This window comes from Tamlana sp. 2_MG-2023, from assembly GCF_030548465.1.
Taxonomy (GTDB): Bacteria; Bacteroidota; Bacteroidia; order Flavobacteriales; family Flavobacteriaceae; genus Pseudotamlana.
Genome location: NZ_JAUOSF010000006.1, coordinates 156535 through 176410 on the forward strand (window position 1 = coordinate 156535; position 19876 = coordinate 176410).

Annotated in this window: 20 protein-coding genes; 15 read left to right on the plus strand and 5 right to left on the minus strand. The window is 35.6% G+C overall.

Annotated features, from left to right (window positions below; translation table 11 throughout):
• Positions 1–57 precede the first annotated feature (57 nt).
• The 10 genes from arsS (at position 58) to Q4566_RS12000 (ending at position 9176) form a co-directional block, all read left to right on the plus strand.
• Positions 58–1113 carry an arsenosugar biosynthesis radical SAM (seleno)protein ArsS gene (gene arsS / locus Q4566_RS11955; RefSeq protein WP_303421434.1) on the plus strand — a complete coding sequence of 352 codons (1056 nt, stop codon included), beginning with the start codon at positions 58–60 and terminating at the stop codon, positions 1111–1113.
• A gap of 28 nt (positions 1114–1141) precedes the next feature.
• On the plus strand, positions 1142–1636 hold the full coding sequence (locus Q4566_RS11960; protein ID WP_303421436.1) for a rhodanese-like domain-containing protein: 495 nt from the start codon (positions 1142–1144) through the stop codon (positions 1634–1636).
• Positions 1629–2252 (plus strand): TIGR04282 family arsenosugar biosynthesis glycosyltransferase, encoded by a 624-nt coding sequence (locus tag Q4566_RS11965; protein WP_303421438.1) that lies wholly within the window; start codon positions 1629–1631, stop codon positions 2250–2252. The genes Q4566_RS11960 and Q4566_RS11965 overlap by 8 nt, the downstream gene beginning before the upstream one ends.
• Positions 2253–2300: 48 nt before the next feature.
• Positions 2301–3113 (plus strand): purine-nucleoside phosphorylase, encoded by an 813-nt coding sequence (locus Q4566_RS11970; RefSeq protein ID WP_303421440.1) that lies wholly within the window; start codon positions 2301–2303, stop codon positions 3111–3113.
• Between the two features lie 216 nt (positions 3114–3329).
• On the plus strand, positions 3330–4298 hold the full coding sequence (arsM, locus tag Q4566_RS11975; protein WP_303421442.1) for an arsenosugar biosynthesis arsenite methyltransferase ArsM: 969 nt from the start codon (positions 3330–3332) through the stop codon (positions 4296–4298).
• A gap of 177 nt (positions 4299–4475) precedes the next feature.
• Positions 4476–5039 (plus strand): transposase, encoded by a 564-nt coding sequence (locus Q4566_RS11980; protein WP_303421444.1) that lies wholly within the window; start codon positions 4476–4478, stop codon positions 5037–5039.
• Positions 5040–5106: 67 nt separating this feature from the next.
• Positions 5107–6003 (plus strand): sterol desaturase family protein, encoded by an 897-nt coding sequence (locus Q4566_RS11985; protein ID WP_303421445.1) that lies wholly within the window; start codon positions 5107–5109, stop codon positions 6001–6003.
• A 5-nt stretch (positions 6004–6008) separates the two neighbouring features.
• Positions 6009–6782 carry a DUF547 domain-containing protein gene (locus Q4566_RS11990; protein WP_303421447.1) on the plus strand — a complete coding sequence of 258 codons (774 nt, stop codon included), beginning with the start codon at positions 6009–6011 and terminating at the stop codon, positions 6780–6782.
• On the plus strand, positions 6775–7479 hold the full coding sequence (locus Q4566_RS11995) for a TIGR04283 family arsenosugar biosynthesis glycosyltransferase (protein ID WP_303421449.1): 705 nt from the start codon (positions 6775–6777) through the stop codon (positions 7477–7479). Before Q4566_RS11990 ends, Q4566_RS11995 begins: the two co-directional genes overlap by 8 nt.
• A gap of 182 nt (positions 7480–7661) precedes the next feature.
• Entirely contained in the window at positions 7662–9176 is a 1515-nt protein-coding gene (locus Q4566_RS12000; RefSeq protein ID WP_303421451.1) for a carboxypeptidase-like regulatory domain-containing protein, read from the plus strand.
• 5 nt (positions 9177–9181) lie between these two features.
• Here the strand turns inward: Q4566_RS12000 and Q4566_RS12005 are convergent, their stop codons facing one another.
• Positions 9182–9913, minus strand: coding sequence for a metallophosphoesterase family protein (locus Q4566_RS12005; protein WP_303421580.1), 732 nt, complete (start codon positions 9911–9913; stop codon positions 9182–9184).
• Positions 9914–10076: 163 nt separating this feature from the next.
• On the opposite strand from Q4566_RS12005, the gene Q4566_RS12010 reads away from it, so the two are divergent.
• The 5 genes from Q4566_RS12010 to Q4566_RS12030 all read left to right on the plus strand — a co-directional run bounded on the left by Q4566_RS12010 (position 10077) and on the right by Q4566_RS12030 (position 16899).
• Positions 10077–11384, plus strand: a complete 1308-nt coding sequence (locus tag Q4566_RS12010; protein WP_303421453.1) for an NAD(P)/FAD-dependent oxidoreductase — start codon at positions 10077–10079, stop codon at positions 11382–11384.
• 12 nt (positions 11385–11396) lie between these two features.
• Positions 11397–12998, plus strand: coding sequence for a 4Fe-4S dicluster domain-containing protein (locus Q4566_RS12015; protein WP_303421455.1), 1602 nt, complete (start codon positions 11397–11399; stop codon positions 12996–12998).
• Between the two features lie 149 nt (positions 12999–13147).
• The gene (locus Q4566_RS12020) at positions 13148–13840 is read left to right on the plus strand and encodes a glycosyltransferase family 2 protein (protein WP_303421457.1); all 693 of its coding nucleotides are present in this window, start codon (positions 13148–13150) and stop codon (positions 13838–13840) included.
• Entirely contained in the window at positions 13837–15324 is a 1488-nt protein-coding gene (locus Q4566_RS12025; protein WP_303421459.1) for a cellulose synthase family protein, read from the plus strand. Before Q4566_RS12020 ends, Q4566_RS12025 begins: the two co-directional genes overlap by 4 nt.
• A gap of 99 nt (positions 15325–15423) precedes the next feature.
• Positions 15424–16899, plus strand: a complete 1476-nt coding sequence (locus Q4566_RS12030) for a mannosyltransferase (RefSeq protein WP_303421461.1) — start codon at positions 15424–15426, stop codon at positions 16897–16899.
• Positions 16900–16923: 24 nt separating this feature from the next.
• Here the strand turns inward: Q4566_RS12030 and Q4566_RS12035 are convergent, their stop codons facing one another.
• From Q4566_RS12035 to Q4566_RS12050, 4 genes are read right to left on the minus strand one after another with little or no spacing between them, the layout of a single operon-like run.
• Positions 16924–17703, minus strand: coding sequence for an RMD1 family protein (locus tag Q4566_RS12035; RefSeq protein ID WP_303421463.1), 780 nt, complete (start codon positions 17701–17703; stop codon positions 16924–16926).
• Between the two features lie 20 nt (positions 17704–17723).
• Complete coding sequence (locus Q4566_RS12040; protein WP_303421465.1) at positions 17724–17945, minus strand: hypothetical protein; 222 nt, start codon at positions 17943–17945, stop codon at positions 17724–17726.
• 37 nt (positions 17946–17982) lie between these two features.
• On the minus strand, positions 17983–18297 hold the full coding sequence (locus tag Q4566_RS12045) for a hypothetical protein (protein ID WP_303421467.1): 315 nt from the start codon (positions 18295–18297) through the stop codon (positions 17983–17985).
• A gap of 42 nt (positions 18298–18339) precedes the next feature.
• On the minus strand, positions 18340–19875 hold the full coding sequence (locus tag Q4566_RS12050; protein ID WP_303421469.1) for a bifunctional GNAT family N-acetyltransferase/carbon-nitrogen hydrolase family protein: 1536 nt from the start codon (positions 19873–19875) through the stop codon (positions 18340–18342).
• Between the last annotated feature and the right edge of the window lies 1 nt (position 19876).

A 19876-nucleotide genomic window follows, 5' to 3' on the forward strand; every position in this document is an offset into this window, starting at 1 on the left:
AAAAATAAATGATCACACCCATTTCAAATCGATTTCTATAAAACTTAAAACAGATTAATGGCTATAAAGTCCTTAAATAAGCGTGAAAGCGCACTAGCAAAAAGCGAAAAGCAACTAAAAATTTTATCAAATGGTATTTTCCAAAATGGGGATTTACCAACTTTTAAAACTAAAATTTCAGAAACGCATCAATTTCCGCTGAAAGCGAAAAAACTAGAGATTTTGCAAATTAATTTGGGCTATATGTGCAATCAGGTTTGTACCCATTGCCATGTTGATGCAGGTCCAGACCGTAAAGAAATCATGACACGAGACACCATGCAACAGTGTTTGAATGTGATAAAAACAACCGGCGCGCACACATTAGATTTAACCGGCGGCGCTCCAGAGATGAACCCTGATTTTAGATGGTTTGTTGAAGAAGCTGCCAAAGCAGGGATTAAAGATTTCATTGTGCGCTCCAATTTAACTATCATTAGAGCAAACAAAAAATATTACGACCTTCCTGAATTTTTTAAAAAGCACAAAGTTCACGTAGTCAGCTCTATGCCACACTGGACCCGTGGAAAAACAGACAAGCAACGTGGTAATGGTGTTTTTGATAAGTCGATTAAAGCATTGAACGACCTCAACGCCATTGGATACGGTATGCCAGATAGCGACTTAAAGCTTGATTTGGTTTACAACCCTTCTGGTGCATTTTTACCTGGCGACCAGGCCTCCATGGAAAAAGAATTTAAAAAAGCATTGAAAGAAGATTTCAATATTGATTTTCATAATCTTTTTGCCATTACCAATTTACCTATTTCTCGTTTCTTAGATTACTTGATAGCTTCTGAAAACTATGAAGATTATATGTATGCCTTGGTAGAAGCCTATAATCCAGAAGCTGTAAAAAATGTAATGTGTACCAATACCCTATCAATTAGTTGGGACGGCTATTTATACGATTGCGATTTTAATCAAATGCTTGAACTTCCGATAAATAGTAAAGCAAAACATATTTCAGAGTATAACGCATCACTTTTAGAAGGTAGAAATATCGCTATCTCACAACATTGTTACGGCTGTACTGCTGGTGCTGGAAGCAGTTGCCAGGGTGTTGTTGCTTAATTCCTGAGAAAGCAGGAATCTCATAACCATGAAGAACTTAATTTTATTCATACTTTTTTTAAGCGTTACAGCAGGTTTTGCACAAAAATCACTGGACAAACTGCTCAAAAAACATAATAACGATGCTGTTCCTTACATCACTGTTTCAGAATTACAAAACACATCTTCAGAAGTTATCTATTTAGATGCCAGAGAATCCAATGAGTACGCGGTAAGTCATCTTAAAAACGCTATTTTAGTAGGTTACGATTTTTTCAGTATAGATTCTTTAAATGAAATAATTCATGAAAAAACATCAAGCATCGTCATCTATTGCAGCTTAGGAATGCGCTCGGAAACTATTGGCGAAAAATTAAAACAAAACGGCTACACCAACGTAAAAAACCTATACGGTGGAATTTTTGAATGGAAAAACAACCATTTACCAGTTTACAACTCGCAAGATAAGGCCACGGATAGCATCCATACCTATTCAAAATCTTGGAGTAAATGGTTAAAAAACGGCATTAAAGTATATGAATAAAGAACTCGTTATTGTATTTGTAAAAAACATACAACTTGGTAAAGTAAAAACACGATTGGCTAAAACCATAGGTGATGATAATGCCTTAAAGGTTTACAAAGCCTTATTAGAAATCACTGAAAATGTGACCAAAAACCTCGATACCGATGTTTGTATTCACTTTTCTGAAACCATAGACGATACCCTTTGGAAAAACACGAATAAAACCATCCAGCAAGGAAAAAACTTAGGGGACCGCATGAAAAACGCCTTTAAAACCAGTTTTGAAAAAGGTTATGAACGCATTGTTTTAATAGGGTCTGATTTGCCAAGTTTAACCACTGAGCACCTCAACACGGCTTTAGATAAATTACAACATAATGACGTTGTTTTTGGTCCTGCTGAAGATGGCGGTTACTATCTCGTTGGGCTAAGTAAAAAACATGATATTATTTTCGAAAATAAGCCGTGGAGTGAAACTAATTTACTAGAAACCACGTTAAATGAACTGGATAAAAGAAAAGTAACTTATGCGCTTTTAGAATCCTTAAACGATATTGATACTATCGAAGATCTTGAGGCTAATCCTCAACTTATGAAACTTGCTTTAAACAGCTCAAATCATAATAACCTTTAATATCAAAACTCAAAATCTTTGCTTATTAAGTTTACAAAATAGATACTTATGATAAATCAAATAGAAAAAACAACAACATATTTAATAGATAAAGGCTTCGACAAGCCTGAAATCGGTATTATTCTGGGCACGGGCTTAGGGCAGCTTATTGATGAAATAGAGATTATTAAGGAAATTAGTTATAATCATATTCCCTATTTCCCAACGGCAACCGTAGAATTCCATAAAGGAAAATTAATTTTTGGCTTGTTAGAAGGAAAAAAAGTTGTGATTATGCAGGGGCGCTTTCATTTGTATGAAGGTTACACACTACAGGATGTTACCTACCCGGTTCGCATTATGGAAAAACTAGGCATTCACACTTTATTAGTTTCTAATGCTGCAGGTGCTATTAATTTAGATTTCAAAAAAGGAGAGATTATGCTTATTGAAGACCATATTAATTTGCAAGGGGGCTCTCCCCTAGCCTTTAATGGTGTTGAAAAAATGGGTGAGCGTTTTGTGGATATGAGCGCACCTTATGATGCAGAAATCAATGAAAAATTTAAAAATATCGCCAAAGCCCATAACATTAATTTACACAACGGCGTGTACGCTAGTGTGGTAGGTCCACAACTGGAAACCCGCGCTGAATACCGCATGCTTAAAATCATAGGTGCCGATGCCGTAGGGATGAGTACCGTTCCAGAGATTATCGTAGCCAACCATTTAAAATTAAAAGTGGCTGCTGTGTCAGTTTTAACAGATGAATGCGACCCAGACAATCTGGAACCTGTAAATATTGAAGAGATTATTGCCATGGCTCACAAAGCTGAACCGGTGATGATTACTTTGTTTAAGGAACTTATAAAAAGTTTATAGAATACGATATCATAAAACTTTCACTGCGTCATGTCGAACTTGATTCGGCATCTCATTAATTTTGAAAGCAAAAAACTTATGATTAAGCCTCTGAAATCTAAAATTCAACACAACTCTCTAGATTTGAGGTGAACATATTCTATTATGTTTTTTTACAGAAATTTGAAATAATCAACTTAAAACCAAGAGATTCCCACTTTCATGGGAATGTAAATTATGAGCTACCTAGAAACCACACACGATGTTTATAAAGAAGCCGCACTAACGCCAGACGTTGGCTTGTGCTGCACTACGAATCCGATTTGGGAATTACCGGGATTAAAAATTCCGAAAATCATGCAAGAGATGAATTACGGCTGTGGCACCACGGTACATGCCCGCGATTTAACCAATAATCCAAAAATGCTTTACGTTGGTGTAGGCGGCGGTATGGAACTCTTACAGTTCTCGTATTTCAATCGTCAAAAACATGGCGTTATTGGTATTGATGTCGTTGATGAAATGCTTGAAGCTTCAAGAAAAAACTTCATTGAGGCTGAAGCCCAAAACCCTTGGTTTAAAAGTGAATTCGTTGACCTTAAAAAAGGTGATGCCATGAATCTTCCGGTGGAAGACAACAGCATTGATGTGGCGGCACAAAACTGCCTTTTTAATATTTTTAAAGCTGAAGATTTAAAGAAAGCCATTGCTGAAATGTACCGCGTTTTAAAACCTCACGGTAAATTAGTTATGAGCGACCCGACTTGCGAACAACCGATGAATGATGCCTTACGCAATGACGAACGCTTACGTGCTTTATGCCTTAGCGGAAGCTTACCAATTGCCGAATACGTTAAAGCACTTACCGATGCTGGTTTTGGCACTATTGAAATTCGCGCTAGAAAACCTTATAGAATTTTAGATCCTAAAAATTATCCTACGGAAGAATTAATTTACATCGAATCGATTGAAGTTGCTGCCATTAAAGACCCCATGCCAGAAGATGGCCCATGTGTTTTTACTGGAAAAGCTGCTATTTATTATGGTGAAGACGATTATTTTGATGATAAAAAAGGACATGTTTTATTGAAAAATCAGCCCTTAGCTATTTGTGATAAAACCGCTGGAGCTTTAGCCGATTTAGATCGTGATGATATTTATATTAGTAAATCGACTTACCACTATGATGGAGGTGGTTGTTGCTAATTCCTGCGAAAGCAGGAATCTCGTGAATTAGACCTAAAAGGTTAATTCAAGTGATATGAAAAACTATAGTTCTTAACCGATTTTAGTTTGAATTTTAGATATTTACTAAGACCCTTCAGGTTTTTAAAACCTGAAGGGTCTACCAACCAAAAAAACATAATATTTATTATAGAAAATATGCAAACAGAAAAGTTAGTAGCAGGACATTATTATCATATTTACAATCGTGGAAATAACGGCCAAAATATTTTCATAGAAGCTATTAACTACTCCTATTTTCTAGATTTAATCAAAAGACACTTACTTCCGGACTTCAAAATTTTAAGCTTTTGTCTTTTACCTAATCATTTTCATCTGTTATTAAAAATTAATGAAGACTGCCCTAATCCTTCTCAAAATTTATCAAACCTATTTAATGCGTATACAAAAGGGATTAATAAGAAATATGACAGAACTGGAAGCCTTTTAGAAAAGCCCTTTAAAAGAATTTGTATTTTAAATGAAGCATATCTTAGAACTTTGATTTTATATATTCACTTGAATCCCGAGCATCACCAAATTCACAACAATTTTAGCACATATAAATATTCATCGTACCAATCTATAATATCACAAGCCAAAACAAACCTTCAAAGAGAAGAGGTCATCAATCTATTTGATGATATAAATAACTTTAAAGAAACACATCTTCAAAAAAAAGTAATTATTAATATTGAAAACGAAAATTTAATTCTGGAGTAAAAACTTCTAGTTTAGAAATTAAGACCCTTCAGGTTTTAGAAACCTGAAGGGTCTGCGGGAATAAGGAATGGAAAAATATTTAGACCTCATAAAAAAAGCCTATTCGGGTTACTGGAATTACCTCAAACATGAGGTGCAATTCCCTAGTAATTGGGATAACTATTTTTATGGTTTAATCATTATTTCCCTACTTGTTTGGGGGCTAGAAATTATATTTCCTTGGCGGAAAAACCAATCGATTTTTAGGAAAGACTTTTGGCTAGATACCTTCTACATGTTCTTTAATTTCTTTCTTCTGAACCTTATCATATTAATCGCACTTTCAAACACCGCCGCTGAAATTTTGAACGATGCCTTAAACGTTTTTGGTTTATCACTTTCTAGTTTTCAGCTTTTTGATGTGAACCAATTACCTACATGGTTGGGCTTATTGGTCTTTTTCTTGGTTTCAGATTTTGTACAATGGAACACGCATCGACTTTTGCACCGCGTGCCCTGGCTGTGGAATTTCCATAAAGTCCACCACTCGGTTAAAGAAATGGGCTTTGCAGCACACTTACGCTACCACTGGATGGAACCCATTGTTTACAAATCCTTACTTTATATTCCGCTAGCCATTATTGGCAACTACAGTTCTAAAGACGTGGCTTTTGTTTACTTTTTCAGTATTGTTATTGGGCATTTAAACCATGCCAATTTAGGTTGGGATTACGGTGTGCTAAAATATATTTTCAACAACCCGAAAATGCACATTTGGCACCATGCAAAAGCCTTACCAAAACATCTGAAATACGGCATGAACTACGGACTCACATTCAGCTTTTGGGATTATATTTTCAAAACAGATTATATTCCGCATAGCGGAAAAGACATTGAGCTGGGTTTTGACGGCGATGAAAACTTTCCGCAAGATTTTTTCAAACAGGAAATGTACCCCGCAGGTACTAAAACCTCAAAAGATTAACCATTATGAAAAGCCTTTTATTCTTAATTATTAGTTTTTTGCTACTTGGCACATTTCAGCTTCGCGCCTACAATGTCATAATAGAGATGAACACAAACATTACGACTGCAGATTCAATTTCAACAAAAACACAAGAACCGTTTAACCATCAATTGTGGGATGACTTACTTCAAAAACACGTTTCTAACGACGGAAAAGTAAATTACAAAGGCTTTTTAGCCGATAAAAAACGACTTAATCAATACATTTCAAAATTATCTAAAAACACACCAAAATCCACTTGGAGCAAAGCAGAAAAACTCGCTTACTGGATTAATGCTTACAACGCCTTAACAGTTGATTTAATTGTTAGAAACTATCCCATAAGGAGTATAAAAGACATCAAAAATCCTTGGAAACAGAGACTTTGGACACTCGGCGACACCACATATGATCTTCACGATATTGAACATGAAATTTTAAGAAAAATGAATGAACCTCGCATCCATTTTGCGATTGTTTGCGCTGCTGTTTCTTGTCCGATTCTACAAAACAAAGCTTTTACCGCATCAAATTTAGAGCTTCAGTTAGACCAAGCTGCTAGAACTTTTATAAATGATTCCGCAAAAAATAGCATCTCAAAAGAGCAGTTAGAACTATCTAAAATCTTTCAATGGTTTACTAAAGATTTTAAACACGGTAGTTCTTTAATTGATTATCTCAACCAATTTTCGAACGTACACATTTCCGCGAAAGCGAAAACCCATTATAAAGATTATATTTGGGACCTCAATGAGTAGTCAAATTTCCATAATCATCCCGGTTTTAAACGAAGCACCTTTTATTAGAAAGCTATTAGAGCATCTTTTAGATAACGCTTCCGCGGAAAATATTACTGAAATTTTAGTTGTTGATGGTGGAAGCACCGATGAAACACCACAAATTGTTCAAGCTTTTTCTGAAGGTCCTATCACGTATTTACACTCGGAAAAAGGACGTGCCAAACAAATGAATTTTGGCGCTAAACAAGCCAATGGAGACATCCTCTATTTTCTTCACGCCGATTCCTTCCCGCCGAAATATTTTGATACATTCATTTTAGCTGAAGTACAAAAAGGCCATGAGGCTGGCTGTTTCAGAATGCAATTTGACAGCCAACATTGGTGGTTAAAATTAGCAAGTTGGCTTACGCAATTTTCATGGCGCGCCTGTCGAGGTGGCGACCAAAGTCAGTTTATAACCAAATCACTATTCCGCGACATTGGAGGTTTTGACGAACGCTATATTATCTATGAAGATAACATGTTAATTAACGCACTCTACGCCCGAAAGCAATTTGTTGTAATTAATAAAAAACTGCAAACATCGGCCCGATGTTATGAAGAACATGGCGTTTGGAAAATACAGTACATCTACTGGAGTGTTTACGTAAAAAAATGGTTTGGCGCTTCGGCCGAAGAACTTCACCAGTTTTATTTAAGTCGTGTTGCTAGGTAATTCGCAATAGAAACTTCTTATTTATTACAACATTTCTTGTTAGCTCATCAACTTGATTCATCATCAGCAAGGAGTCTGAAATGTTAAAAAACCTACAAAAGAGCCTTAACAAAACACTAAATGTTACAAATGTGTTTGTTAATCGTTATACATTTAGAGCATCAAACATCCAACAGAACCACATGAAAAAATTTTTACTCGTTTTTATTTTTAGTTCATTATGCATTCAAGCTCAAGAATCTATTCAAGCTAAATTATTAGATTCTATTTCAAAAGAACCCATTCCTTACGCCACTATATCTATAAACGAAAATTCGGGCGTGATTAGTAATGAAAATGGCGATTTCTCAATATACTTAACCGAGAAGACATCAAAAACCGATTCGCTAAAAATTAGATCTTTAGGCTATGAAACCAAACAGTTTTTAATTGAAGCCTTTCAAGATTCTATAGTGTTTCTAAATCAAACCTCTATCGAACTTGATGAAGTTATGGTTTCAAATAAAAATTATTCTACTGAAGAAATTATTGAAAAAATAAACGAAAATTTAGAAGAAAACTACAACCGTACGCCCATTAAAAGCCGCCTTTTTTATCGATCATCTAACTTTAACCGTGTCACAAAAAGTGATGTTGACATCAAAAAAACGAGTATTCCAGAACTTAATCAGCAGTTTATTGATAGCGTCGTTACAGCCATGCCAAAAGAAGCCGATGATCACACTGAAATATTAGCTGATATCTACGGCAAATCTGGCCTAGAAGATTCGCAAAAGTTAGATATCATTAAAGCTTCTCATTTATATGATAAAAGCAATGAAGTTACTTTCGAGTTTTACGAAGAAAAGTTTAATAACATAATTAAAAAACACGTCAAAAGAGATTCCTATTTCAAAATAAAATCAGGCTTTTTCGGAACAAAACAAGATATAGATTCGACATTTTTCAATGAGCTCGATAACGATAAAGGTAGCCAAACAGAAGCCATGCTTGAAGCAGAAAAGAAAAAAGAAAAAGAACGAAAAGCTGATTTTTTAAAGTACCGAAAATCGGCCATATCTGACATTCAAAATAACAGTTTTGTTTTTGAAGATAGCGACTTCAATTTTCTCGAAAAATCTAACCGCTACGAATTTAAACTCGAAGACTATAGTTTCTTAAACGATGAATTTGTTTATAAAATCAGCTTTAAACCCAAGCGTAGTGAAGATTACAAAGGCGTTATTTATGTAAGCACCGATGACTTTGCCATAATAAGGTTAGATTATGAAAACGTAAACCCCTTAAAAAAATTCAGCATGTTCGGGGTGTCTTATAAACATTACCATAAAAAAGGCACGATTATATATGCTAAAAACAGCCTTGGCACTTACGATTTAAGATATGCCGATGTAGAAAATGGTACGATATTCGAAATTGAGCGTCCCTTAAAAATCATAGAAAAAAATAAAAACACTAGAGGTAGAAGAAAGCAAAACGAATTATCTTCTGACATTCATTTTAAAGTTGGAAACACTGAAAAAAACGAATTAATCGTGTTTGAAAACGAAGTCATTTCAGAAGCTGAATTTGATGCATTCACCGAAAAACCTGATGTAAAACCAGTTTACCTCCCTAAATACGACCCCGAATTCTGGAAAGGTTACAATGTTATAGAACCCAACCAAGCTATAAAAGATTTTAAAAGTCTCGAATAAGAGATTTAGCTTTTATTTCTGCCGGTTTCGTTAGGGTATAAGTCTGGCAAATTATCACTTTGCACAAACTCCTTAGTATCGACGTTCATAGCGGTTACACGACCTTTAAAAGCTGCACCGGTATCAATATTCCAAATATTCATGGCATTCATAGGTACTTCAACACCAAAATTTGTGGTTGGCGTATGCCCTATGTAAACTTCTTTGTAAAACTTTAAACGTTTCGGGTAAATGACATCATTTTCATCAATATCAGTTTTCATCGTTAAAGCCATTTCCCATAAGGTACGGTCTAAATAAAAATAACGCTGATCAAGCTCATGCTCAATACCTTTCACTGACGTAAACCCAGCATGCAAAAACAAACGGTTTTCATCATCTAAATGATACAACGGCATACTTTCAAAAAAGGCTAAATGTGCTTTTTTATCTTCTTCAGAAAACCCACTATAACTTTCCATAGTTTCCTTGCCGCCGTGCATGTACCAGGTTTGGTTCACTTCACCAGAACGTAACCATTCTTCAGTCCAAACATCATGATTTCCTTTAATGCACACGCAATTCACTTTTTGAGAAAGCTCAATTAAAAGTTGAACAACTTGAGCTGCTTCACTCCATCCGTCAACATAATCGCCAACAAAAATAAGTTTGTCTTCGTCTTTAACTTCAACTTTATTCAGGACTTGAGTTAGTGCTCTTAAGCCACCATGAATGTCTCCAATTGCAATTGTGCGCATCATAAAATCTATTTTCAGCAAAACTAAAGGTTTCTGATAAGAATATTAAATGGGTTAGTTAAGTAATTATTATTATTTATAAGAAAAGTTCAACTAAATGACATTCTGCTGTTAAGTTATTATCTTTAACTACGACCCAATACAACATAATCTAAAAAAATCCATGGAAGAACATATTGTTATTATAGGAAATGGGATATCCGGCGTTACGGCGGCTAGGCATATTCGAAAATTATCCGATAAAAAAATTACAATTGTTTCTGCGGAAACCGATTATTTTTTCTCCAGAACAGCCCTTATGTATATTTACATGGGGCACATGACATTTGAGCACACCCAACCTTATGAAAACTGGTTTTGGGAGAAAAACAGAATCGAATTAAAAAAAGGTTATGTCAAAACGGTTGATAGTGACTCTAAAACTCTTCATTTTGAAGGTGGCGAATCTTTAAATTACGACAAGCTCATCATTGCTACAGGTAGTAAACCGAACAAGTTTGGTTGGCCGGGACAGGATTTAAAAGGTGTTATGGGGCTGTATCACAAGCAGGATTTAGACAGTTTAGAGAAACATGCTCCAGACAATAAAACCTGTAAACACGCTGTGATTGTTGGTGGCGGTTTAATAGGCATCGAGCTAGCCGAAATGTTGAATTCACGCAATATTCCGGTGACTTTTCTAGTTCGAGAAAAAAGTTTCTGGAACGGCGTTTTACCACAAGGTGAAAGTGAAATGATTAACCGCCATATTAAAAATCATCATATCGATTTACGTTTAAACACGAATTTAAAAGAAATTGTTTCCGATGAAAATGGTCAGGTGAAATCTGTTATTATCGAAGAGACTGGTGAAGAAATTCCTTGTACGGTTGTCGGACTTACCGCTGGCGTTTCTCCAAGTATCGATTTCCTTAAAAACTCAAAAATTGAAACCAATAAAGGCGTTAAAGTGAATCGTTTTTTAGAAACCAATATCCCCGATGTTTTTGCTATTGGTGATTGTGCCGAACAAGAGGAAGCTATAGACCAGCGTCCACCTATTGAAGCCGTTTGGTACACAGGCCGCATGATGGGTGAAGTCTTGGCGCAAACCATTTGTGGCAATCGCATGGCCTACAACCCCGGCCATTGGTTTAACTCGGCAAAATTCTTAGACATCGAATATCAAACTTATGGTTGGGTACACGGTTTAAAAGGAAGACCAGGTTATGAAAATCATTTTCATTGGAAACATGACGATGACACCAAATGCATTACCATCGCTTTTCATGAAAATACGAATCAGTTTTTAGGTATTAACACTTTTGGAATTCGGATGAAACACGAAACTTTTGACGGCTGGCTCACTGAAAAGCGAGACATTGATTATGTTGTTCAGCATTTAGCTGAAGCCAATTTTGACCCTGAATTCTATAAAACATACGAAAAGGATATTCTTGAATCGTATAAAAACCAATTTCAACCAGCATAATTAAAACCACATATGAGCGATAAACAAAACCATAGCATGTCTTTAACAACACCTGACACGAATGCGCTTTCAGGAAAGCAAAAAGCAGCGGTTTTCCTTGGTGTCTCAGGGCTTTTCATTTTAGCACTAGCCGTGTTCAACACCAACTTCCCTAATAAAACTCTATTCTTAATTTTAGCCTTAGGACTCATAACTGCAGGCACCATTCTTTTGTCAAACAGTTTATACCTCGACAAATTAGAGGGTATAAAAAATGACGGAATTTGGTTTAAATCCCTCACCTCTAGAGGTGTTTTGGCCTGGATTATCGGAATTGTTTTAACTGGATTTTACATTGTGCTTTACTTTTTTCCGCAATACTTAGGGCAAGGTAGTAATGGCGAAGCGAATAGCGGACTCATAACTCTTTTCGATCCGCTAAGTTTCCTTTTAAGCGGAAGACCTGCAAGTCAATGGTTCGTTTACGGTACACTTTATACGCTGGCCATTTTAATTTTCGGCTATAAATACATTTTAAAATACCGCCACAACCGCTACCAACAGTTACGAACGGTTTCGGTCATGTTTTTTCAATTAGCATTCGCTTTCCTTATTCCCGAATTTATGGCGCGATTAAATGAAAGTCCTGATTATAATTTACCATACTACGACATAAAAAGCATGTGGCCTTTAAACTATTATTTATTTGATGGCTGGTCTATAAACGGCTTTCTTTCTTCAGGGTATTTAGGTCTAGGTCTTTTAATTTTTGGTGTACTTTCCATATTTGTGGTTTCACCCATTTTAACCTACAAGTACGGAAAACGTTGGTATTGCTCTTGGGTTTGTGGTTGTGGTGGTTTGGCCGAAACTGCTGGTGATTCCTTTCGCCAATTAAGTAGCAAAAAATTATCTGCATGGAAACTCGAACGCTGGCTCATTCATACGGTTTTAGTATTTTCAGTTATCATGACGACAGCTGTTGTCTACTCCTATCTTGGTGATGATTCCTCTAAATATTGGCTCACTCGCTCCACTTTTTTAATTGGTGTTGGTGTTTTATTAACCTTAGTCTTCGCCCTAACTTTTATTTTTAAACGTCATGCCTTGGCTAAGGACGCCAAATATGGTGCTATTGGCTTTTTTATCATCATCGCAGCCTTGTTTATCATGTATTTTACAGGCAACAGCGACAAATTATTTTTTATAAAATCGAGCAGCCTACGTTCCGCTTATGGTTTATATATTGGCTCAATATTTTCAGGTGTGGTTGGTACTGGTTTCTATCCGATTTTAGGGAATCGCGTATGGTGCCGATTTGGATGCCCAATGGCTGCTATTTTAGGTTTTCAGCAACGTTTATTTTCGAAATTCAGAATTACTACCAATGGCGGACAATGTATTTCATGTGGAAATTGTTCTACCTACTGCGAAATGGGTATCGATGTGCGCGCCTATGCTCAAAAAGGTGAAAATATTGTACGATCAAGCTGTGTTGGTTGCGGCGTTTGTTCTGCTGTTTGCCCAAGAGGCGTTTTAAAATTGGAAAACGACACTATGAAAGGACGCATCAACTCTAATGATGTGCTTTTAGGTAATGATGTAGATTTAATGGATTTAGTAAACCAGAAATAGAAATAAAACAACGCTAAAAAAAACACAGGCACACAAAATAATAGTAAAACTGAGATAAGCCACTGTTAAAATGTTAGCTATTTCTGTGAAACACCAAAAATATGTTACATTTGCGGCAACCTTAACCCAAATACTAACCCAACCCTGCAATGACTCTAATAAAAGTCATTATTCCTGCCTATAACGAAGCTGATTCTATCGGCCTTGTTGTTAAAGCAATTCCTGAATTGGTTGATGAGATTATTGTGGTGAGTAACAACTCAACAGATAATACTGAAATCAATGCAAAAAAAGCCGGCGCCACCGTGTTATCTGAAACCAATAAAGGCTACGGATATGCTTGCCTAAAAGGCATGCAGCACATTGCCAACCAACCTACAAAACCTGATATCGTTGTTTTTCTTGATGGCGATTACAGTGATTTCCCCGAAGAGTTAACCAAAATCGTCGCTCCAATCATTGATGATGACATCGATTTTGTTATTGGTGCACGTGTGGAAAAACTCCGCGAATCAGGTTCTATGACAACACCTCAAATTTTTGGTAATTGGCTCGCCACATCACTAATGGCCTTGTTTTTCAAATCTACATTTACCGATCTCGGTCCGTTTAGGGCAATTAAATACGTTAAACTTCTCGAACTTAACATGGAGGACAAGACTTATGGGTGGACTGTAGAGATGCAATTAAAGGCTTTAAAGAGAGAATTTTCATACACGGAAGTCCCTGTAAATTATAGAAATAGAATTGGCGTCTCAAAAGTGTCAGGTACAATAAAAGGTGCTATATTTGCAGGCGCAAAAATTCTTGGTTGGATTTTTAAATACAGTATAAAAAAATGATTCTAGAAACCACAATAATAGTTATTTACAGCATTTCATTAATGCTGATATTCATGTATGCTTTGGCTCAGCTGAACTTACTTTTTAACTATCTATCGTCAAAAAAGAAAGAGGACCATTCGCCACAGCTTGATTTATCAAACCCTGACGAAGTGCCTTTTATCACTATTCAGCTTCCTGTTTACAACGAAATGTATGTGATGGAACGTCTACTGGATAATATTGTTGAACTGGAATACCCGAAACACAAACTTGAAATTCAGGTTTTAGATGATTCTACCGATGAAACTGTTGAAAGCACAAGAAAACAAATTGAAAGACTTCACGCTACAGGAATAGATATCACGCACATTACAAGAACCGACAGAAAAGGATTTAAAGCCGGTGCACTAAAAGAAGGTTTAGAAATTGCAAAAGGTGAGATTATTGCCATTTTCGATTCTGATTTCCTTCCTAAAAAAGATTGGTTGAAACGTACCGTTCCTTATTTTAAGGATGAAGCTATAGGTGTCGTTCAAACACGTTGGGGACATATTAACAGAAACTATTCCATCCTTACAAAAATTCAAGCCTTCGCTCTAGATGCTCATTTTACTTTAGAACAAGTTGGCAGAAACAGCAAAGGACATTTTATCAACTTTAATGGTACCGCTGGATTATGGCGTAAAACCTGTATTATCGATGCGGGGAACTGGGAAGGTGATACCCTTACAGAAGATTTAGATTTAAGTTACCGCGCCCAATTGAAAAACTGGAAATTCAAATATTTGGAAGATGTTGAAACACCTGCTGAACTTCCAATTGTAATTAGTGCAGCGCGTTCGCAACAATTCAGATGGAATAAAGGTGGTGCAGAGAACTTTAGAAAAATGCTTGGCCGCGTATTAAGTTCAGATCAATCATCTAAAACAAAAGTTCACGGGTTACTACATTTACTAAACAGCACCATGTTTTTAAACGTGCTTATTGTTGGTATTTTAAGTATTCCAATGTTATATATCAAGAATGAATATGCGCATTTAAGACCTTACTTTTATGTGATGAGTTTCTTTGTTATGAGTACCATAATATTTTTCATTTGCTACTGGTTCATGTACAAAAACACCTACGGCAGTGGCTTTAAAAACTTCATTAGATATATCGGTATGTTTTTCGTGTTTTTCTCCATTGCTATGGGCTTTTCTCTACACAACTCAATTGCTGTAATTGAAGGTCATGCCGGAAAAAAATCTGAATTTATTCGTACGCCGAAATTTAACATTAGTAAATATAAAGACAACTGGAAAAGCAATAAATACATGGCAAAAAACCTTTCTATCAATGTGATTTTTGAAGGGTTATTGATGTTGTATTTTGCTTTTGGTATGTACAGTGCTTTCACTGTAGGAAATCAAGGTGGTGATTTTGGATTGTTTCCTTTTCACTTGATGCTTTTCGTAGGTTTTGGCTATGTATTCTTTAAATCTTTACGATCGAAGGTGTAGTTGATTGCTAGTTTTTAGTTTAAAGTTTCAAGTTTGTAGTTTCATTCTTAACTTTGAATGGCATAAAATTATTCTGGTTTTTTCATAACTTCGGTTTTTATGCATCTAAACGCTTCCTTTTTAAAACTGAACAAAACACCTATTCTTTTAGGGCTTTCTTGTTTGCTTTTTTATTGGGCATTTGCATATAACTTAGTTCGAACCGATTATATTAAGCTGATAAGTCTCTATACGGCACTTTTCTTTTTATTTTATAAGCTGGTTCAACTTTTAAAAGGAAACACAAAAGCACTCACCTATTTAGCCTTTGCCTTTCGAGCCATTTTTATATGTGCCATTCCCAACCTGTCACAAGATTTTCACCGTTTTATTTGGGATGGGCGCCTCATTTTAGAAGGTATTAACCCCTATTTAAATACGGTGAATGCGCTTATCACGGAAGGTCATGCTCCCGTTGCTCAGGCCTTAGAACTTCAAAAAGGCATGGGCAATTTAAACGCCAGTCATTTTTCAAATTACCCACCTATTAATCAGCTTTGTTTTGCTATCGCCGCGCTTATTTCAAGTAAAAGTATTCTTGGCGCCATCGTTACGATGCGATTACTTATTATTGCAGCTGATTTTGGCACCCTTTACTTCGGAAAAAAACTGCTTGAAAAACTCCAACTTCCATCCTATCTTATATTCTGGTATGTTCTAAACCCGTTTATCATCATAGAACTAACAGGGAATCTACATTTTGAAGGGGTGATGATTTTCTTTTTAATATGGAGTCTTTATTTACTGCACATAGGAAAATGGCAATGGGCAGCGGTGGTGTTTTCCTTATCCATATCGGTGAAATTGATTCCTTTAATTTTTCTACCGCTTTTTTATCAGTGGTTTATAAAACGTTCTACTTCTGAAAGAGCGCAACATATACCTGTTACGCCTTCAGAGCCTTGTCCTAACTCTAAAATCATAAATGAGGACAATATCAACCAAGAACTAAATACATTCAAAAAAGGGCTATTTAAGCTCATCACTTTTTATGTTATTATAGGTTTTTGCACCCTTTTACTTTTTGCACCTTTTTATTCTTCAGAATTTATAAATAATTATGCCACCACCGTGGCCTTATGGTTTCAGAATTTTGAATTTAACGGTAGCTTGTATTATATCGCTAGAGAAATTGGCTATACTTTTCGAGGTTATAATGAAATCGCTTTTATAGGCAAAGGCATTGCTATTTTAGTCGTTTTTATCGTTCTTGGACTTACTTTTTTCAGAAAAAACAAAAACACTGTTCAGCTTATTACAGCCATGTTATTCGCTTTATCATTTTACTATTTTACCGCCACGACCGTACACCCTTGGTACGTTGCCACGCTTTTAATTTTATCGGTATTCACTAAATACAAGTTTCCATTGGTTTGGAGCTTTGTTATCATTCTAAGCTATCTCGCTTACCTAAATAGCAATCAAGCCGATAAATCTGAAAACTTATGGGTGATTGCTCTGGAGTATGCTGTTGTTTACGCGGTGTTTATTTGGGAGGTGTTTATAAAAAAGGCTCCCAAAACGGAAGCCTTATAGAACATCGGGTGTTATTCTTTTAACTTACGAAGACCATTTGATGATGAACATATCAATGACTTCAATAACAATCAAAATGATGATAATCCATTCTAGTCGGCTACTTTCTTTGTGATCCATGATGTCCTTGAAAAGCTCTAGGTTTTCTTTAATAATTTCGATACGATCATGAATTATACGGTAACGATCTTTTAAATCGAACGCGCGTTTTAAATCTAAATCTAGTTTATTAAGTTGTTCATTTTCCCAAGTGATTTCAGGCGCATCAAAAATGTATAGATTCTCTGAAATCTTATTTTTAATGTTCAAAATTTTACCAATAAAACGTTTCAACTTATTTCCAGAGATGTTTAATCTACCTTTTTTTTCTAAAAACGAAGTATGATTATTGGTTTCAATAATCAGCTCTTCAGTGATTTCAGAATAACGGCTTAAGGCCACAGATTGCGAAGTATTCAGCATCACCAAACGAATCATTTCTTGATCTAATTCGGGTAAAACAACATGATCAAACTGTACATTTAAAGCGCCAGGTTTGATAAAAATCTCTAAGGATTCGGAAAGTTTTTCAGAAAAATAATTATCGCAAACAGGTTTAATTTTGCTTAAGGCATCTTCTATTTCAGCTGCGGTTAGATTAAAAAAACCAACCATCCCATATTGAAATATATAGATAAACTTTTGATCGGAACTTTTATAGTAAAGTTCATCGCTATCTTGAAACAAGAGCTGCCACGGCAACTCCTGTTTACTAGTTTTTATATTGATAGCACTAGCTACTTGGTAAGCAACTACAGCGTACATTTTATGTTATTTAACGACTTTTAAAGTGGTTTTAAACTTTCTATGCGATAGAAGATGTCATCGCCATCTTCGTCTTCCACGAAAGTGATTTTAAAGTCCTTATCAATAAGGCTTTCATCATTTTTTAAGTCGAATTGTTTCAAAACACGCGGGTGAACATCTTCAAAAGCAAGTTCTTCGCCATTTTCAAACCAAAAATTGTAATAACCGTTTTTGTAGGACTTAAAAGCGGCTGTTCTCATAACACTATAGTATTAATTGTTGTTTATTGGATATTTATTAATCGTCGTCTTCGTCTGTAACCTCAGGTTCTTGAACCGCTTCAGGATCGTTATTATCGAAATCTTCATAATCATCCTCATCATAATTTTCCATAGTAATCGCAAGTTTTGTACTTACTTTCACCAAGTATTTGGTATCATGAGTTGTTACTTCTACAGCTTCGATAATTTCGTTATGCTGATTTCTAAAAGAAATGATCTGATCTTCATCATAACCATCAGGGTAGCGCTCAACCAATAAAGCTAAGATCTCAGGTGTTAACTTTTTAAAATCAACAATGACACGTTTTAAATTATCATTTCTATTTTTCATTTTGTAAGGGTAAAATGTTATTTAGTTTCAAGTTTAAATATACTATTTCTGATTTTTAATTCGAATAACATCGTAAAAATCTTTTCTTCGATCCTTTAAATTTTTAACGGCACCGAATGAATGCAGCTCTCTTAGTAAGCTTAAATCGACATCGGCAACCAAAATCATTTCGGTATTTGTGGTGGCTTCTGCCTTAATACCGTTACTAGGAAATGAAAAATCGCAAGGCGTAAACACGGCTGATTGCGCGTACTGAATGTCCATATTATTCACATTTGGTAAATTACCAACACTTCCTGAAATGGCCACATAACACTCATTTTCCACAGCACGTGCTTGGGCACATAAACGCACACGAGAATAACCATTTTGTGTATCGGTTAAAAACGGAATGAACAAAATATCCATGCCTTCATCTGCCAATAAACGTGCTAATTCTGGAAACTCTGAATCATAACAAATTAAGATTCCAATTTTACCACAATCAGTTTCAAAGGTTTGCAGTTTATTTCCACGTTGCATACCCCAAACTTTAGCTTCATCTGGAGTGACGTGTATTTTTTCATAACGCTCAAAACTACCATCTCTTCGGCATAAATAGCCTACGTTGTATAATTTATCATCCACAACTTCTGGCATAGATCCAGAAATGATATTGATATTATAAGAAATAGATAACTGTTTAAGCTTTTCAACAATCGTTTCTGTAAATTTCGCTAACTCCCGAATGGCATCAGGTTCATGCATGTGATTGAACTCTGCCATTAACGGGGCATTGAAAAACTCTGGAAACACAGCAAAATCGGAACGGTAAGCCGCTACACTATCTATAAAATATTCTACCTGCTGCATCAAATCGTCTAATCCTTTATAGGGACGCATTTGCCATTGAATCAGGCCAAGTCTAACAATAGTTTTTACGGTACTCGCCTTTATATTGGGTTTTGTATAGTAAATATTATCCCATTCCATTAAAACCGCATACTCGTTAGAGGCTGTATCCCCTTCTAAGTAATTTTTTAGAACACGAACGGGATGAAAATCGTTTGAAATCTGAAAATTTAAAACAGGATCATGAATTTCTTTACGTTTTACTTTTTCAATGTATTCTTTAGGTGTTAACGTTTTATGCTTATGGTAATTAGGCATTCTTCCGCCAAAGACAATACTTTTTAAATTTAGGTTTTCACAAACTTCCTTTCTGTAATCGTAAAGACGTCTGCCCAAACGTAAACCTCTATATTCTGGCTTGATAAACACATCGATACCATATAAAACATCACCATTGGCATTATGATTTTTAAACGATTCACCACCTATAATATCCTCATAAGTATGTTCATCATCAATAGTATCATAATCTACAATAAGCGATAAGGCGCAACCTGCAATATCACCATCTACTTTAATAACCACCTGTCCCTCTGGGAACATGGTGGTTAAATCTTTAATATGATGTTTCTTCCAATACGAATTAAGCACCCCCGCATACGACTCTAAAGTTGCTGCTTTTAGCTCGGCGAAATCATCAACCGTAAGGTACTTAAGCTCTATATTTTCAATTTTATTGATATCCATT

Bases quoted from the DNA above. Each gene is read 5' to 3' on its own strand.
- arsS (WP_303421434.1), top strand. From the start codon at position 58: ATGGCTATAAAGTCCTTAAATAAGCGTGAAAGCGCACTAGCAAAAAGC.
- Q4566_RS11960 (WP_303421436.1), top strand. From the start codon at position 1,142: ATGAAGAACTTAATTTTATTCATACTTTTTTTAAGCGTTACAGCAGGT.
- Q4566_RS11965 (WP_303421438.1), top strand. From the start codon at position 1,629: ATGAATAAAGAACTCGTTATTGTATTTGTAAAAAACATACAACTTGGT.
- Q4566_RS11970 (WP_303421440.1), top strand. From the start codon at position 2,301: ATGATAAATCAAATAGAAAAAACAACAACATATTTAATAGATAAAGGC.
- arsM (WP_303421442.1), top strand. From the start codon at position 3,330: ATGAGCTACCTAGAAACCACACACGATGTTTATAAAGAAGCCGCACTA.
- Q4566_RS11980 (WP_303421444.1), top strand. From the start codon at position 4,476: ATGCAAACAGAAAAGTTAGTAGCAGGACATTATTATCATATTTACAAT.
- Q4566_RS11985 (WP_303421445.1), top strand. From the start codon at position 5,107: ATGGAAAAATATTTAGACCTCATAAAAAAAGCCTATTCGGGTTACTGG.
- Q4566_RS11990 (WP_303421447.1), top strand. From the start codon at position 6,009: ATGAAAAGCCTTTTATTCTTAATTATTAGTTTTTTGCTACTTGGCACA.
- Q4566_RS11995 (WP_303421449.1), top strand. From the start codon at position 6,775: ATGAGTAGTCAAATTTCCATAATCATCCCGGTTTTAAACGAAGCACCT.
- Q4566_RS12000 (WP_303421451.1), top strand. From the start codon at position 7,662: ATGAAAAAATTTTTACTCGTTTTTATTTTTAGTTCATTATGCATTCAA.
- Q4566_RS12005 (WP_303421580.1), bottom strand. From the start codon at position 9,913: ATGCGCACAATTGCAATTGGAGACATTCATGGTGGCTTAAGAGCACTA.
- Q4566_RS12010 (WP_303421453.1), top strand. From the start codon at position 10,077: ATGGAAGAACATATTGTTATTATAGGAAATGGGATATCCGGCGTTACG.
- Q4566_RS12015 (WP_303421455.1), top strand. From the start codon at position 11,397: ATGAGCGATAAACAAAACCATAGCATGTCTTTAACAACACCTGACACG.
- Q4566_RS12020 (WP_303421457.1), top strand. From the start codon at position 13,148: ATGACTCTAATAAAAGTCATTATTCCTGCCTATAACGAAGCTGATTCT.
- Q4566_RS12025 (WP_303421459.1), top strand. From the start codon at position 13,837: ATGATTCTAGAAACCACAATAATAGTTATTTACAGCATTTCATTAATG.
- Q4566_RS12030 (WP_303421461.1), top strand. From the start codon at position 15,424: ATGCATCTAAACGCTTCCTTTTTAAAACTGAACAAAACACCTATTCTT.
- Q4566_RS12035 (WP_303421463.1), bottom strand. From the start codon at position 17,703: ATGTACGCTGTAGTTGCTTACCAAGTAGCTAGTGCTATCAATATAAAA.
- Q4566_RS12040 (WP_303421465.1), bottom strand. From the start codon at position 17,945: ATGAGAACAGCCGCTTTTAAGTCCTACAAAAACGGTTATTACAATTTT.
- Q4566_RS12045 (WP_303421467.1), bottom strand. From the start codon at position 18,297: ATGAAAAATAGAAATGATAATTTAAAACGTGTCATTGTTGATTTTAAA.
- Q4566_RS12050 (WP_303421469.1), bottom strand. From the start codon at position 19,875: ATGGATATCAATAAAATTGAAAATATAGAGCTTAAGTACCTTACGGTT.